Origin of the sequence: Actinomyces minihominis, assembly GCF_900187855.1 — a bacterium.
In the GTDB taxonomy this organism is placed as follows: Bacteria; Actinomycetota; Actinomycetes; order Actinomycetales; family Actinomycetaceae; genus Scrofimicrobium; species Scrofimicrobium minihominis.
Genome location: NZ_FYEG01000003.1, coordinates 210,417 through 225,041, shown reverse-complemented (window position 1 = coordinate 225,041; position 14,625 = coordinate 210,417). Strand labels below are relative to the sequence as shown.

The window sequence follows — 14,625 nt, the reverse complement described above, 5'->3', positions numbered from 1 at the left end:
GGAGTTAGGTAAGAATGACTCAGCCAGTCGAGTTCGTAGAGGTCGCCACGCGTTCGGGTGTTGTCCGAGGGCGATGGAAGGAAACGACGGGGGAGGGTGCGAACCCACGGTCAGCAGCGTTCCTTGGGATCCCTTTTGCCGAACCGCCCATCGGTGACCTTCGTTTCCAGGCGCCAGTTAAGAAGGAACCGTGGACAGGGACGCTAGACGCCCTAGAGTTCGGTGCCACCGCACAGAGGGGTGACCCGGGGGTAACGCTGATTCCTGAACCCAGCATTCCCGGTGAGAGCACGCTGAATGTCAACGTCTTTACGCCCTCACCCAAGAAGGCAGAGGCCGGGACGGGGCTTCCAGTCCTGGTGTGGATTCATGGAGGCGGTTACTTCGCGGGCTCACCCGCCAGTCCCTGGTACGACGGTCGTAACTTCAATCGGGATAATGTCGTCACCGTGACCGCGTCGTACCGACTGGGTTTCGATGGCTTCGGATGGGTAGAGGGCGCTCCCGCCAACCGTGGTGTCCTCGACTGGATGGCCGCTCTCCAGTGGGTGCAGGACAACATCGCGGACTTCGGGGGTGACCCCGGTCGGGTCACAATCGCAGGACAGTCAGCCGGCGGTGGCGCAGTGCTGACTCTGCTGGGAGTCGAAGCGGCGCAGGACCTGTTCCATCAGGTCTACGCCATTTCCAGTCCGATTCCCGACGTCTCGACCGAAGCGGCGAAAGAGTTTGCCGCCAAGATGGCCGAGAAGCTGGGGGTTTCCAACGACCTGGCAGGGTTCAGCTCAGTTAGTGAAGAGAAGCTCCTTGAGGTTCAGAAGGAACTGAGTAACCTTGACCCCTCCCAAATGGAGAAAATCCTCAAAGAGGGATTATCTCTGGGTCCCGTTGTCGATGGCACCCTGATCCCCAGGCGCACCATCGACTCCATTAAGAAGGGGGTTGGCGCGGACAAGCATCTGGTCATCGGTGCCACGGATGACGAGTTCACGATGGCTCTTGCAGAGATGGAGAGCAAGTTGAAGTGGGTTCCCAAACCCCTTCTGCTTCGGCAACTTGGCGTTCCCAAGAAGGCGCGCAAGGCGTACTTGGCAGCAAACAAGGATGTTGTTGAGGCCGGTAACTACCGCCTGGGTGGGCGTATCCTGACAGACCGCATGTTCAAGGTTCCCATGCTCGAAGCAATAGCTGCGCGCAGGAATGCCCCGACCTGGGTATACAGGTTTGCCTGGCCTTCGGGAACCTTCGGGTTTGCCGAGCACTGCCTCGACGTGCCGTTCTTTTTTGACTGCCTGGATGGGCCCGCGATGGCTCCGTTGGCCGGAGATGCTCCGCCGCAGTGCCTGGCTGATGAGCTTCACCATGCGGCCGTGCAGTTCATCCGCACCGGTGATCCGGGCTGGCCCAGGTACATCAAGAAGGACCGTGTAGTCCGTGTTTGGGACGTTCCATCACAGGACGTGCCAAATGGGTTCGCTTCCGTCTACCCGCTAGTCGGTTAGGGCGCACTCGTAGAGGGGGTCGGGGACTGTATACCCGGCCCCTTCTACACGTTAAGAAATGATGGACATGTTTCAGGGCGAGTTAAGCATGCCTTCGAGTCTTTGGGCTAACTGATTAGTGTCCATACGCGTTGACGCGACCTCAATGATTAGGTCGTACCACTCATCGTCGCTAACAGTGGAATCATCAAACCCGTTGGCTTGGAGTATCAGCGCGACAAGTAGAAAGCCCAGCCGCTTGTTTCCGTCAAGCAGGGGATGATTTCTCTGGATCGAATCGAGCAATGCAGCCAACTTGAACCAAAAAGTTGGGTACATCTCCTGTCCTGCGATGACAGTAAGAGGACGGTCAAGTGCAGAGGCAAGGAGCCCCCAATCTCTGGAGAAGAACCCCTGCCTCTGAAGCCATTCCTGGATGTCTTCGGTACGTGGCCACCAGAGGCTAACAGTCACTGAGCGAGTCTCTCCAGGAGGTTCTTGCGCCGGGCAGAAATGGAGTCAAGAAGATTGTCAGTAACTGTGCGTGATTGCTGCGCCTCCCACTCTCCTCGAACCAGGGTGGCAACGGTCTGGTTCTTGGAGAGACCGAGGTTTTTTGCGATCTCTTCGAGCATCGCGTCTTCGTCGGGATGTAGTCGTAATTGCATAGCCATGCAATAACGGTATCAGTATGGTACCAAGTTTGGGAAGAGATGAAATGCAAAAATCCCGGCAGTCCTAAGACCTACCGGGTTCTTGTGGCTCCGACGGGCGTCGATCCCGTGACCTTTCGATTTTCAGTCGAACGCTCTACCAACTGAGCTACAGAGCCAAAAGTCGGCTCTGAAAGCCGACTTTCCGCGACCCCGACGGGACTTGAACCCGCGACCTCCGCCGTGACAGGGCGGCGCGCTAACCAACTGCGCTACGGGGCCTAACCTGAAAGAAATCGGAACTTCTTTCAAGACCAATCTGTTTCCAGATCGTGGCCTGTGATCATTCTAGTAGTTGAACAACCACTCTCCCAAATCGAGAAGATGATGTTTAGATCACCAACTGCACCCTGGAAGATGTACCCCCAACGGGATTCGAACCCGTGTCGCCGCCGTGAAAGGGCGGTGTCCTAGGCCTCTAGACGATGGGGGCCTGGAAAGGTTGTTTTCTCAAACTCTCTCTCCAAGAAGGAAAGCATACGTGACCGATCAGCTCTCTACAAATCCACTTCGTTGAGGCTTTCAGAATGTAAGTGATGCCGTGGTTCCGTAGGCTGGGCCCATGGAAAGTGTTGACGAGGTTGTCGAATCCCTGAGCACAGGCCAATGGCCCTTCGCGGGCATGGTAATCGGCGCCCTGATAGGCGCCCTCATCGCATTGGTCGTCACCGTTGTTCTTTCGCTTGGTCTACGAAAGAACCTGGTGTTTGGTGACCTTAAGCGACGTACCTCACTACCGGTATCCCTGATGTTCATTAGTTTGGGGGCGTGGATGGGGTTTACCCTCACCACGCCACCCGAACCACCAGACTGGTACCAGCATGTTGCCCATGTGCTGCTGGTGGCAATAATCCTCCTGGGCGGTTGGACATTCTATGCGGGCCTTGCCATCCTTGGGGATAAGGCGATCCTTTCGGATGTTCGCACCGGGCGGGATATGCGCCGCTTCGCCACTCAGGCCCAGATCCTGCGTCGCGTGTCGCAGTGGGGTGTCGTTAGCCTCACAATCATCCTCGTCCTCCTGACCTTTCCCGCGGCCCGCGCTCCCATGGCGTCTGTCCTTGCTTCCGCGGGGTTGATGTCGATCGTGGCGGGTTTGGCGGCACAAACCACCCTGGGGAACGTCATTGCTGGACTACAGCTTGCATTCACCGATGCCCTGCGGGTGGGGGACAACATCGTGGTCCCGGGAGAGGAGCAGCCGGGCGTAGTTGAAGAGATCACGCTGACCTACGTTGTGGTGCGGATCTGGGATGAGCGCCGCATGATCCTTCCCTCCAGTGAGTTCACCAGTAAGGGGTTTGAGAACTGGACCCGTAAGTCACCCGCGCAGCTGGCTGCTTTTAGTATCCAGGTCGACTGGACTGCCCCAGTGGCAGAAATACGCGCGGAACTACAGCGCCTTCTGGAGGCTACGGACCTGTGGGACGGTCGGACCTGGAGCCTGCAGGTCTATGACCTCACCGGACCCTACATGACACTGCGGGTGACTGTTTCCGGCGAGAACTGGGCTCGATTGCAGGACCTGCGCGCCTACCTACGCGAAAACCTGGTGGGGTGGGTTCGCGAGAACACGCCCTGGGCCCTGCCGCGGGAACGGCTGGTCACATCGCAGGGTTCACAGGAACGCCCCGTTATGGCCACGGATGCCGTTGACAAGCAGATGCTCACCGGACCCTCGATGACCGGTCCCTACGGCGGTGGTGATTTCACGAAGGAGGAGCTGGTCAAGCCCGATCCAGACGCGGTGTTCACCTCACCGGAGCCCGCCCACAAGGTCCATGCGGCGCTGTTCAACACGGGCCGGAACGACTCCGCAAGCGGGACCCGCCTTTTCTCCGGCACTCCCGATGGACACCGCCGTTCCGCACTGTTCGCGGGGCCGGGGCAGGAGACGCTGTGGCATCGCACCCTGCGTGCCATACAGAGAAAGAAGGAAGAAGAGTCCATTCCGCAGTCCGGTTTCTTCGATGAGGACGTGGTGAAGGCGGCAGAGGTTCAGGCTGCAGCGGACACCCCTGGCGGGGGAGATGCCGAGAAGACTACCGTTGAACCGGATGCCTCGTCCTCGAAGAATGAGGACGTGAACTAAGGAGGACGGCTGTGGCTTTTGAACTGGATGAAGAGACCTGGCGGAAGCGTCTGTCGACTCTGGAGTTCCAGGTTCTCAGGCAGGCTTCGACAGAACGTCCAGGTTCCGGAGAGCTGCTATACGAGGAGCGGCCTGGAACCTACTTCTGTAAGGGCTGTGGGCAGGAACTGTTCGATGCCTCAACGAAGTTTGATGCGGGTTGTGGTTGGCCCTCGTTTTTCAACGCGAAACCTGATGCAATCACAGAGGACACGGACTATCTGCTCGGATACCCGCGTACCGAGATCCGCTGCTCGAACTGTAACTCGCACCTCGGACACGTCTTCGAGGATGCCCCGCAGACCCCCACGGGTCTGCGCTACTGCCTGAACTCGGTAGCCTTGAACTTTGAGCCTGTCGCAGAAGGGTCCGAAGACATCTGAACCGTCAGTCGACGGGACGATCAGCCGACTTCTGGCGCGGCGGACTGATACCCCCACCTGCCCTTTTCATTGCCGCAGCGCTTTTTCAGTATGTTGGTGCGGCAATAGCCATCGGCCTTTTTGGGGTCCTCGATCCCAGTGCGGTGGTGTGGTGGCGGGTCGCGATCGGCGCCCTCGGCATGATTCTCATCTGGCGCCCGTGGAAGGTGAGTTGGACAGGACGCACCATTTTCACATCCGTCCTGTTTGGGCTGGCACTAGCTGGAATGAACCTTGTTTTCTACGAGTCGATTGCGCGCATTCCCCTCGGGGTCGCAGTTTCCGTTGAGTTCGTCGGCCCGGTGATGGTGGCAGTTTTTCGAGGACGAGGATGGGCGCCTCGAATCGCCGCGCTGATCGCATTTGGGGGAGTGGCGTTAATCGGGGGGCTCGGCCTCGACCTGACGGATCCCCGGGTGCTTGAGGGGTTCCTTTTCGGGCTTGGCGCAGGCGCCGCATGGGCTCTCTACATCCTGCTTGGATCGCACATTTCGCAGTCTGCTCCACCGGGGCCCTCCCTGGCGGTTGGAACCGCAGCCGCGGGCGTTGTTTTCTTGCCTTTCCTGTGGGGGCCTGTTGTTGCCGAACCTCTGGCAGTGGGATCCGTGTTTACGTGGACGCTGATTCTCTCACTGGTCGGAGTGGCCCTCTTTTCCTCAACCATTCCCTACTCGATTGAGTCGGTGGCATTCTCGAGACTGTCGGCGCCCACCTTCGCCCTCCTGACGGCTTTGCTTCCGGCTACCTCCACACTGGTGGGGGCCGTGGCGCTGCGGCAGATTCCCTCCGTAGCAGAGTTGGTAGGTTTGGTACTGATCTCAATCGCTGTCTGGCTGGCGTCGAGGCCGTCCCAGGCCGTTTAAGGAGTAGCTGTGTTGAACCTGCTGTGGATGATGGTGGTAGGCGTCGTCATTGGAATCGTCGCCAGCATGTTCGTTCCCGGGACCCGCTGGAGTGGAATGGGGTGGACGGTGTTCCTCGGTGTTGCAGGCTACGGCCTCGGGGGATGGCTTGGTTTTGAAATGGGGGCTTCCGTCCTCATCCAGTGGGTCATCGGTATCTTGCTGGCGACCATTTTGCTCACTGGTTATGCAGTGGTGGCAAACAGGAGCTCGTAACGGGCACAATGTGCTCATGCATCACTCACCGCTTTCCCTTCCGCAGAATCACGCCTGTCTCACGGTCCACGGACCCGACTCGCGCGGTATCGTCACCGCAGTCACGGCAATGGTGTCCCGCAACGGCGGCAACATCATCGCCCTCGATCAGTACGCGGATGAAACACGCGATGGCAAGTTCTTCCAGCGGGTGGTTTTCCACAAGGACGGTCTCTCGGCGGTTCTACCGGAGCTCCGTGAGGACATTGACGACACCCTGAGGCCATTCGGGTTGAAGTGGGAGTTGAGGGACCAGTCGGTTCCCAAGCGCATGGCGATTCTGGCGTCAAAGCAGGACCATTGCCTACTGGATCTGCTGTGGCGACGTAGGCGCGGCGAACTGCCTGTTTCCATCCCCATGGTGATTTCAAATCATTCTGATGCTGCCGAGGACGTGCGTTCTTTTGGGGTGCCCTTCTTCCACGTTCCCTCGCAGGCTGGGCCCGACAAGTCGAAGTCGGAAAAACAGATCCTCGGACTGCTGCGCGGAAACGTCGACTTCATAGTCCTCGCCCGTTACATGCAGATTCTCTCCGGTGACTTTCTGAGTGAGGTCGGGGTTCCGGTAATCAACATTCACCACTCGTTCCTGCCGGCTTTCATAGGGGCCAACCCGTACCTGAAGGCGAAGGAACGCGGGGTGAAGCTCATAGGCGCCACCTCCCACTACGTCACGGAGGACCTTGATGAGGGACCCATTATCGATCAGGACACAGTGAGGGTCACCCACGCGGACAGCGTGACGGAACTGGCGCGACGCGGGGCAGATGTGGAGCGCCAGGTGCTGGCACGGTCGGTCCTCTGGCACGCGGAGGACCGAGTCATTCGTGACGGAAACCAGACCATCGTTTTCTAGTTCCGGTTGACGCGGCTACTTCCGCTTTTCTCGCCTATCAATAAAGCGCCAAGGCTCATGCTTCGTTGAGGCGTAGTCGATTCCGATCCGCGGTGTGGAACGAAACTCAACCAGGGGTTCAGTGCGGGGGGTAATGAAGATGTCCCCACCGGTGAGGTCGGTGCCGTAGTCAGCCCCGGTTATAGCTAGCGCCTGGCAGAGTTTGCCAGGACCATCAGCGATATTCTTGCGACCAAAGCGCAGCTCTCGCATAGTCTCGGTTCCTTCGACCGGGTGGATTCCGCGGATGAGGACGCCCTCACCTGTGCCTTCGGGACGGGTGACCGCGTTGAGGTTCCACCACATGCCATAGATGAGGTAGACGTAGGCGTGGCCGGGTGGACCAAACATGACCGCGTTCCTTCTGGTACGCCCGCGGGCCGTATGTGCGGCGTCGTCCTTCTCACCCAGGTACCCTTCGGTTTCGGAAATGCGACCGACCAGCATCCCCCCGCCGAGCTCTTCGGGGAGTCGGCGGTGGAGGTAGCAGCCCACCAGGTCCTGGGCGACCACCAGGGTTTCCCGCTTATAGAATGACCGGGGTAGCGGCATGTTTGCAGGGTAGTCGTGTGCAGAGAGAACGAGTGTTTCTCCAGGTTCCTGCGCTGATTGGTCCGGCTTCATAGTTCGGATCCTACCGGCTTGTCGCAGGGGCCCACAGGGTGTGGCTGGACGGACACCGTTCCTGTCGGAGGGCATTGTTACCCTAACAAAGGTGACATCGTATGGACTTGAGTTGTTGGAGGTAGGCATGACACGGGTGGTGGTCTACGGGGCCGGGCGCCTCGGACAGGCGATTATCGCAGCGTCGGAAATGGATACTGAAACCCAGGTCAAGGTGGTTGCCGCAGTGGATGAGCACCTGGTAAAAACCCGGGGTGAAGACGCTCTGGCGATACCTCTCTATAGGTCGCTCAAAGAGGCATCTGTGGCATCCGACTTTGATGTCGTGATTGACTCATCGCGGGCCGACGCCCTGAACGAGGTGCTCAAGTTTGCGGTTGAGAAGGGGAAGCCCCTGGTTATCGCAGCTACCGGCCACGATGCCCAGCAGATAGAGCAGATTCGTCAAGCCGCTGAGAAAGTGCCGCTTCTTCGTTCTTCGAACCTATCGCTGGGGGTCAATGTTCTGCGGCGCCTAGTGGAAAATGCCGGGGCCATGCTGGGGTCGGTGGACACCGAGGTGGTTGAGGCGCACCACCGCCTCAAGGTAGATGCGCCTTCGGGAACGGCATTGACGCTTGCGGAAGCCGTCCGCGACTCCACGGATCCGTCGCGACAGTTCGTCTACGGCCGCCGTCCCGACGAGGTCGGAGCCCGCGGTAATGAGATCGGGGTGCACTCGGTGCGGGGTGGGACAGTAGTCGGGGAGCACACGGTGACCTTCCTTTTGAATGATGAGGTTGTTGAACTAAGGCACGTCGCCCAGTCCCGCGATGTTTTTGGTTTTGGCGCGCTGCGTGCAGCTGCGTTTGTGGCCGGCTTGCCGGCTGGTTATTACACCATGGAAGACCTGTTGGGTTAGAAGAGGATGTCAGTGCTAAACACAGAGTTTCAGAAGATTCCGGCCTCGTATCTTTTCAGCGATATCGCCAAAAAGGTCAGTGAATACCAGAAGGCCCATCCTGATAAGCAGGTTCTTCGCCTAGGGATCGGTGATGTGACGCTGCCGCTGGCTCCCGCGGTGGTGGCTGCCCTCCATGACGCGGTTGAAGAGCAGGCGCAGTCTGCGACCTTTGCCGGGTACGGTCCGGAACAGGGCTATGCCTTCCTCCGGGAAGCGATTGCTGAGGGCGAGTATGAGGCGATTGGGGTCTCTCTCGATTCTGATGAGGTCTTTATCGGAGATGGGGCAAAGTCTGATACAGGGAACATTCAGGAACTCTTCGCGGCTGATGCGAAGGTGGCGGTGGCCGATCCGGTCTACCCGGTCTACATCGATTCCAATGCCATGGCCGGGCGCCTCGGTGACTATGAAGGTAACCGCTGGACCAACCTGGTCTATCTGCCCTGTAATGAAGGAAATGGGTACAAGCCCCCCTTCCCAACCGAGCCGGTTGACCTGATCTATCTCTGCTACCCCAACAATCCCACCGGCACCACCCTGACGCGTGATGAGCTGGGGGGATGGGTTCAGTACGCCAGGGATAACGGGGCTGTCATCCTCTTTGATGCCGCCTACCGCGCCTTCATCACCGATGACTCCATTCCGCGCAGCATCTATGAGATTGAGGGGGCTGAGGAGGTTGCGATTGAGTTCGGAAGCTTCTCGAAGACCGCGGGGTTTACCGGCTTGCGCTGCTCGTGGACCGTCGTTCCGAAGGCCCTGGTAATCGATGGGGTCTCGGTTAACGCCATGTGGAACCGCCGTCAGGCCACCAAGTTCAACGGAACGCCCTACATCGTTCAGAAGGCGGCGGCTGCGATCTATTCACCTGAGGGGCAGGTGCAGGTTCAAGAAGCCGTGGACTACTACCTGCGCAATGCCGCGTTGATCCGTGAGGCACTGTTGGGTGCCGGAATCGAAGCGGTCGGCGGCGACAACTCGCCTTATGTTTGGTTCAAGTGCCCCGGTGGAATGGACTCGTGGGCCTTCTTTGACTTCCTCCTCAACAACGCCCAGGTTGTCGGCACCCCCGGGGTCGGGTTTGGGCCCGCCGGAGAGGGGCAGTTCAGGCTCAGCGCGTTTGGTTCTTTCGAGACCACTCAGGAAGCAGTCGCGCGGCTCACCGGCCTACTTCCACAGCTCAGCGCCTAGCGCAGCTGGCGGGCTTCCCGCTTTCCACCGGAGCCATCGACCCTAGACCTTCATACCTGCTAGACAAAGGACCACTTATGCCTCGCACAGCCCCAAGCCTTGAGAAGCTACGGGAGATCACCGCAGAGATTCCCACCCCGTTCCACCTTTACGATGCTGCTGGAATTAGAAAGAACGTCACCAGTCTGCAGCAGGCCTTTTCTTGGAACCAGGGCTTCAAAGAGTACTTTGCGGTCAAGGCAACCCCGAATGCGGCAATTCTTCAGTTGCTCAAAGACCAGGGTTGCGGGGTGGACTGCTCTTCCTACACTGAGCTGCTTCTAGCGGATGCCATGGGCTTTCGGGGCCATGAAATCATGTTCTCTTCCAACGTGACCTCAGCTGAGGAGTACCAGTTGGCACGCAAGCTGGGTGCCATTATCAACCTGGACGACATCAGCCACATTGATTTCCTCGCAGAAAATGGGGGGATCCCAGAGGATATTTGCCTTCGCTTTAATCCGGGTGGGGATTTCAAGCTGGGCACCACGGTCATGGGAGACCCCGGAGAGGCCAAGTATGGGCTGACGCCTCAGCAGATGCCCGTCGCGATCAATCGCCTCAAAGAGCTGGGTGCCAAGCGCTTCGGTATCCATTCCTTCCTCGCCTCGAACACCACGGACAGCGACTACTACCCGACCCTGGCCAAGATTCTCTTCGAACTGGTAGTCGACCTGCATAAGCAGTGCGATGCAGAGTTCTTCCTGGTCAACCTTTCCGGTGGAATCGGCATACCCTACAAGCCGGGACTGCCCAACGCCGATCTCGAGTACATAGGAAGCAAGGTTCACGCCGCCTACGAGCAGACCATAGGGACTTCCGGAATGAAAGATCTGGCGGTCGTCGCCGAACTGGGTCGGTTCATCACCGGTCCGAATGCCTGGTTGATCGCTACCGCCCTGCACCACAAGGACATTCACAAGCAGTACGTGGGTCTGGATGCCAGCGCCGTCAACCTGCTGCGACCCGCCATGTACGGCGCTTACCACCACATCACCGTGGCCGGTAAGGAAGATGCTGCGCTCGACCATGTCTACGATGTCACCGGATCACTCTGCGAGAACAACGATAAGTTCGCGATTGACCGTGAACTCCCAGAGATTGAGATTGGTGACCTGGTTGTTATCCATGACACCGGGGCTCACGGACATTCCATGGGCTACAACTACAACGGCAAACTGCGTTCAGCAGAGGTTCTCCTCGAAGAGGATGGATCGTTCCGCATGATTCGCCGCGCAGAGACCCCCCGCGACTACTTCGCCACGATCGCCGGGTTTGAAGTAACTGAGGACCTCGGAAAACCAGAACTTGATCCACTTAAGCAGGGGGACGCCACTTCCGCGTAACCTAGCGCCAAACACGGTAGGGATGCGATGGGATGCGTCCCTACCGCGACCTCGTCACGAAGGACTGAAGATGGCAACAGTAAACGTCGCGGTATTGGGTGCGGGCACCGTCGGTTCCCAGGTGATTCGACTGATTGAGGAGCAGGGCAGGGATCTGCGGGCGCGCGCCGGGGCAGAACTGAACCTGCAGTCAGTCGTGGTCCGGGATGTTTCAGCTCCGCGGGACGCGGAGATTGATCCGGCTCTGCTGACAACCGATGCTCAGGCTGCCATTGATAGTGCCGACCTGGTCATCGAGTTGATCGGTGGTATCGAACCGCCGCGGACCTTAGTTCTTGATGCCCTGCGAAAGGGTAAGACTGTTGTGACCGGAAACAAGGCGTTGATTGCGGCCCACGGACCGGAACTCCATGAGGCCGCGACCGCCGGCGGCGCCGACCTTTACTACGAGGCCGCGGTGGCGGGTGCAGTACCCGTTGTCTACGGCCTTCGAGAGTCAATGGTTGGTGACAAGATCCTGCGCGTGCTAGGCATTGTCAACGGAACCACCAACTTCATCCTTGATGCCATGACACAGACCGGCGCATCGTATGAGGATGCGCTGGCGGAAGCCCAGAGGCTGGGCTTTGCCGAAGCTGACCCGACCGCCGACGTTGAAGGATTGGATGCAGCTGCAAAGTGCGCAATCCTTGCCTCGCTGGCATTCCACACCAGGGTTTCAATCGAAGATGTGGCGGTTGAGGGGATCTCTAAGATCACCGCGGACGACATCGCGGAAGCCGAAGCCGGTGGCAATGTCATCAAGCTTCTGGCAATTGCCGAACGAATCACCCAGGAAGATGGGTCTGAGGGCATCTCAGTTCGTGTTCACCCCACCCTGGTTCCGCGCGATCACACCCTTGCGAATGTCCACGGTCCCTTCAACGCGATTGTGGTTGACGGCGAATCGGCCGGGCGCCTGATGTTCTACGGTCAGGGTGCAGGCGGGGCGCCGACCGCAACCGCGGTCCTCTCCGATGTTGTCGCAGCGGCTTCCCACATCGCTCATGGCGGCAATGCTCCCTGTGAGCTGGTCTACGCCAACCTGCCGGTTCTTGACGCCTCGGTGGCCGTTACCCGCTACCAGGTGCAGCTAAAAATCGCTGATCGTGCAGGTGTCCTTGCCGAGGTGGCCGGAGTTTTTGCAGACAACGGGATCTCCATCAAGTCCGTCAATCAGAAGGATGCTTCGGAAGGATCTGAAGACGGCAGCCGCGAAGAAGGTGGCACCGCAGTCCTCACCATCCTTACCCACCGCGCCACAGAGGGTGCACTAGCCACCGTTGTTAAACAGCTAGCCGCTGCAGACTCGGTCCGTGAAGTGGCATCAATCCTGCGTTCTGAAGTGAGTGCCTAACTCGAGGGAACTGCCGTTGACCGGATAAAGAGTGCGCAGCACTCCCCGGGCAGCACAGCTCCCTCCAGGGGGGCGCTGCTGACGAGCACGGTTTCGTCGGCTGTCTCCGGCGGCAGCCCAACTGGTTCGGGGCCAAAGTTCATAATGAGGTCGATAGTCGCCTGGTCGGGTGAAGACTCCGGCTCGGCGGGGTGGAACCGAATGTGCATGATGTCGGTGGTTGCCGTCTCCTCCGGAGTTTGAACCCACTGCACCAGCCCGGTTCCAAGAGCTGTAAAACTACGGCGAAGCTGAAGCAGGTGACGGTAGAGGCTCAGCATCGATGCGGGATCGTCTTCTTGGCGTTCTACTGTCAGTGCATCCCACTCGGCGGGTTGCGGCAGCCAGGTCGTCACTTCGGCCTCATCTGAGAACCCGAAGGGCGCCGCTGTGCCCGACCAGGGGAGGGGAACACGACAGCCATCACGACCTCGGACCTCACCTCCTGTACGGAAAAAGGCCGGGTCAGTCAGTACCCCATAGGGAAGGTCTGTAACTTCGGGCAAACCCAACTCTTGCCCGGCATAGATGTAGGCGCTGCCGGGAAGGGAAAGTAGCAGGACCGACATGGCTCGGGCTCTGCGCTTTCCCTCGCCAGGATCAAAGTCGTCCTCATCGTCATGAGCAGTGGGTACGTAGGCCCCGGACAGTGAAGTTCCCGTGGCGTAGCGCGTTACCGAACGGGTGGTGTCGTGATTGTCCGTGACCCAGGTGGTGGGGGCTCCCACCGTCGAGTATGCCGCCATTGACTCTTCTACGGCATGGGCGATCTGGCCTCCGTTCCACCCTGTTTTGAGGAAACGGAAGTTGAAGGCCTGGTGCATCTCGTCTTCCCGAAGAAAGAGGGCGACGATGTCGTCCTCGGCGCCGGTCTCAATGACGGCCATCGCTTCCGGATAGTCATCGATTATGCCGCGGAAATGGCGGTAGATGTCATGGACCGGACTGCTGTCGTCCTTCGGAATGTCGGGCCAGCCGCCTTCGGTGTTGGGCCAGTTGGTGTTCTTGATGAGGGCGTCGGAGACATCGATGCGGAACCCGTCAACACCACGGTCCAGCCAGAAGCGCAGAACGTCCTCGAAGAAGGTGAGTACCGCGGTGTTCTCCCAGTTAAAGTCAGGCTGCTCGGCAGCAAAGAGGTGGTAGTACCACTGGTCACGCTCGCCCTCGACGCCCTTCACCAGCGTCCAGCTGGGGCCTCCAAACACGGAGGTCCAGTTGCTCGGGGGTGTCAGAGGTTTCTCCGGGTCGGCATCGACGAAGTGGTACATCGCGCGTTGCGGACTGCCGGGAGGGGAAGCCAGCGCGGCCTGGAACAGTGGGTGCTGGTCAGAACTGTGGTTGGGGACGAGGTCGATGAGGATGCGCAGACCGCGGTTATGGGCGGCCTCGAGAAGCAGGTCGAAGTCAGCCAGACTACCGAAAAGCGGGTCGACATCGCAGTAGGCCGCCACATCGTATCCAGCATCCACCTGCGGGGAGGGGTAGAAGGGACTGAGCCACAGTGCATCCACGCCGAGACCGGCCAGGTAGTCGATTCTCCGGGTGATCCCGGCGAGGTCGCCCATGCCGGAGCCGGTTGAATCCTGGAATGACCGCGGATAAACCTGGTAGATGACCGCTGACCGCCACCAGTTACGATCAGCTTTCATCTAGATCAGACCCGGTGATGCGCCAGGCGGTAAAGGTGGTGGTGAAGTCGCCACGACGGGGCGAAGCCACGTAGGGGCCAGCCACCAGTGTCAGCCCCTCATTCATGGGGAAGAGACGGACCAGTTTGAAGGGGTCGGTGTCGACGGCCGCGTAGATTGCCATCAAGTTGTCACTCCAGGCAGCTCGAACCCGAATGAGGCGCCCGTTCCAGTCGGATACCCTGCACATTGACCGGTCAGACTGGCCTCTGGTCACAGTTGCGGTCAGACGCAGTTGGCCCTTGACAAGTTCCATGCCGGCCTTCGCCCAGGTGGTCTCATCCACCGCGAGAAAGATGCCGGCCTGGTCGTACTGCTCCGTCATATCGGCGATGAACGATACCTCCATGGCCTGATTCGGCAGCAGTTTGGTGACCAGCGCATTCTCCGAGGTTGCCTGCCAGTAGTTGTGGGGCCCACTCCAGGCGTCAGACATCGCACTGGCAGTGACAGAGAGTCCCAGCGCACCGTCGCGAACTGATTCTGGCGTGTTCGTCCAAACCCCGGTCTCCCAGGGCACGGTGAATGCTTCTGAAGTCTGCAATTTCCACTCCCTT

The 14,625-nt window shown here is 59.2% G+C and carries 15 protein-coding genes and 3 tRNA genes; 10 read left to right on the top strand and 8 right to left on the bottom strand.

Annotated elements, in window-relative coordinates; all coding sequences use genetic code 11:
- The first annotated feature begins 14 nt into the window (after positions 1–14).
- Complete coding sequence (locus tag CS903_RS04950; protein ID WP_099332441.1) at positions 15–1,502, top strand: carboxylesterase/lipase family protein; 1,488 nt, start codon at positions 15–17, stop codon at positions 1,500–1,502.
- A gap of 72 nt (positions 1,503–1,574) precedes the next feature.
- On the opposite strand, the gene CS903_RS04945 is transcribed toward CS903_RS04950, so the two are convergent.
- From CS903_RS04945 to CS903_RS04930, 5 genes are all read right to left on the bottom strand, one after another.
- Positions 1,575–1,955: a type II toxin-antitoxin system death-on-curing family toxin gene (locus CS903_RS04945; RefSeq protein ID WP_242491764.1), complete on the bottom strand. Its 381-nt coding sequence runs from the start codon at positions 1,953–1,955 to the stop codon at positions 1,575–1,577.
- Positions 1,952–2,155, bottom strand: a complete 204-nt coding sequence (locus CS903_RS09300; protein ID WP_129587600.1) for a hypothetical protein — start codon at positions 2,153–2,155, stop codon at positions 1,952–1,954. Before CS903_RS09300 ends, CS903_RS04945 begins: the two co-directional genes overlap by 4 nt.
- A gap of 85 nt (positions 2,156–2,240) precedes the next feature.
- A tRNA-Phe gene (locus tag CS903_RS04940) sits at positions 2,241–2,313 on the bottom strand.
- Positions 2,314–2,342: 29 nt separating this feature from the next.
- Positions 2,343–2,416, bottom strand: a tRNA-Asp gene (locus CS903_RS04935).
- Between the two features lie 138 nt (positions 2,417–2,554).
- Positions 2,555–2,627: transfer RNA gene (locus CS903_RS04930), tRNA-Glu, on the bottom strand.
- 129 nt (positions 2,628–2,756) lie between these two features.
- On the opposite strand from CS903_RS04930, the gene CS903_RS04925 reads away from it, so the two are divergent.
- The 5 genes from CS903_RS04925 (at position 2,757) to purU (ending at position 6,760) form a co-directional block, all read left to right on the top strand.
- Complete coding sequence (locus CS903_RS04925) at positions 2,757–4,286, top strand: mechanosensitive ion channel family protein (protein ID WP_099332440.1); 1,530 nt, start codon at positions 2,757–2,759, stop codon at positions 4,284–4,286.
- An 11-nt stretch (positions 4,287–4,297) separates the two neighbouring features.
- Positions 4,298–4,708: a peptide-methionine (R)-S-oxide reductase MsrB gene (gene msrB / locus CS903_RS04920; RefSeq protein WP_099332439.1), complete on the top strand. Its 411-nt coding sequence runs from the start codon at positions 4,298–4,300 to the stop codon at positions 4,706–4,708.
- A 143-nt stretch (positions 4,709–4,851) separates the two neighbouring features.
- Positions 4,852–5,610 (top strand): EamA family transporter, encoded by a 759-nt coding sequence (locus tag CS903_RS04915; protein ID WP_242491763.1) that lies wholly within the window; start codon positions 4,852–4,854, stop codon positions 5,608–5,610.
- A gap of 9 nt (positions 5,611–5,619) precedes the next feature.
- On the top strand, positions 5,620–5,865 hold the full coding sequence (locus CS903_RS04910) for a hypothetical protein (RefSeq protein ID WP_099332437.1): 246 nt from the start codon (positions 5,620–5,622) through the stop codon (positions 5,863–5,865).
- Between the two features lie 16 nt (positions 5,866–5,881).
- Positions 5,882–6,760 carry a formyltetrahydrofolate deformylase gene (gene purU, locus CS903_RS04905; RefSeq protein ID WP_099332548.1) on the top strand — a complete coding sequence of 293 codons (879 nt, stop codon included), beginning with the start codon at positions 5,882–5,884 and terminating at the stop codon, positions 6,758–6,760.
- Positions 6,761–6,775: 15 nt separating this feature from the next.
- Here purU and CS903_RS04900 read toward each other — a convergent pair whose 3' ends face one another.
- Entirely contained in the window at positions 6,776–7,351 is a 576-nt protein-coding gene (locus tag CS903_RS04900; RefSeq protein ID WP_099332547.1) for a DNA-3-methyladenine glycosylase, read from the bottom strand.
- Positions 7,352–7,514: 163 nt separating this feature from the next.
- Between CS903_RS04900 and dapB the strand changes: the two genes are divergently transcribed.
- The 4 genes from dapB to CS903_RS04880 all read left to right on the top strand — a co-directional run bounded on the left by dapB (position 7,515) and on the right by CS903_RS04880 (position 12,338).
- Positions 7,515–8,324 carry a 4-hydroxy-tetrahydrodipicolinate reductase gene (dapB, locus tag CS903_RS04895; protein ID WP_164996679.1) on the top strand — a complete coding sequence of 270 codons (810 nt, stop codon included), beginning with the start codon at positions 7,515–7,517 and terminating at the stop codon, positions 8,322–8,324.
- A gap of 12 nt (positions 8,325–8,336) precedes the next feature.
- Complete coding sequence (locus tag CS903_RS04890; RefSeq protein WP_442316362.1) at positions 8,337–9,557, top strand: LL-diaminopimelate aminotransferase; 1,221 nt, start codon at positions 8,337–8,339, stop codon at positions 9,555–9,557.
- 77 nt (positions 9,558–9,634) lie between these two features.
- Positions 9,635–10,942, top strand: coding sequence for a diaminopimelate decarboxylase (locus tag CS903_RS04885; RefSeq protein ID WP_099332434.1), 1,308 nt, complete (start codon positions 9,635–9,637; stop codon positions 10,940–10,942).
- A gap of 70 nt (positions 10,943–11,012) precedes the next feature.
- Positions 11,013–12,338: a homoserine dehydrogenase gene (locus CS903_RS04880; protein WP_099332433.1), complete on the top strand. Its 1,326-nt coding sequence runs from the start codon at positions 11,013–11,015 to the stop codon at positions 12,336–12,338.
- On the opposite strand, the gene CS903_RS04875 is transcribed toward CS903_RS04880, so the two are convergent.
- Positions 12,335–14,029, bottom strand: coding sequence for a glycoside hydrolase family 13 protein (locus tag CS903_RS04875; RefSeq protein WP_099332432.1), 1,695 nt, complete (start codon positions 14,027–14,029; stop codon positions 12,335–12,337). The two genes, CS903_RS04880 and CS903_RS04875, sit on opposite strands and share 4 nt — an antisense overlap.
- On the bottom strand, positions 14,019–14,612 hold the full coding sequence (locus CS903_RS04870; protein WP_164996678.1) for a DUF1349 domain-containing protein: 594 nt from the start codon (positions 14,610–14,612) through the stop codon (positions 14,019–14,021). The genes CS903_RS04875 and CS903_RS04870 overlap by 11 nt, the downstream gene beginning before the upstream one ends.
- Positions 14,613–14,625 lie beyond the last annotated feature (13 nt).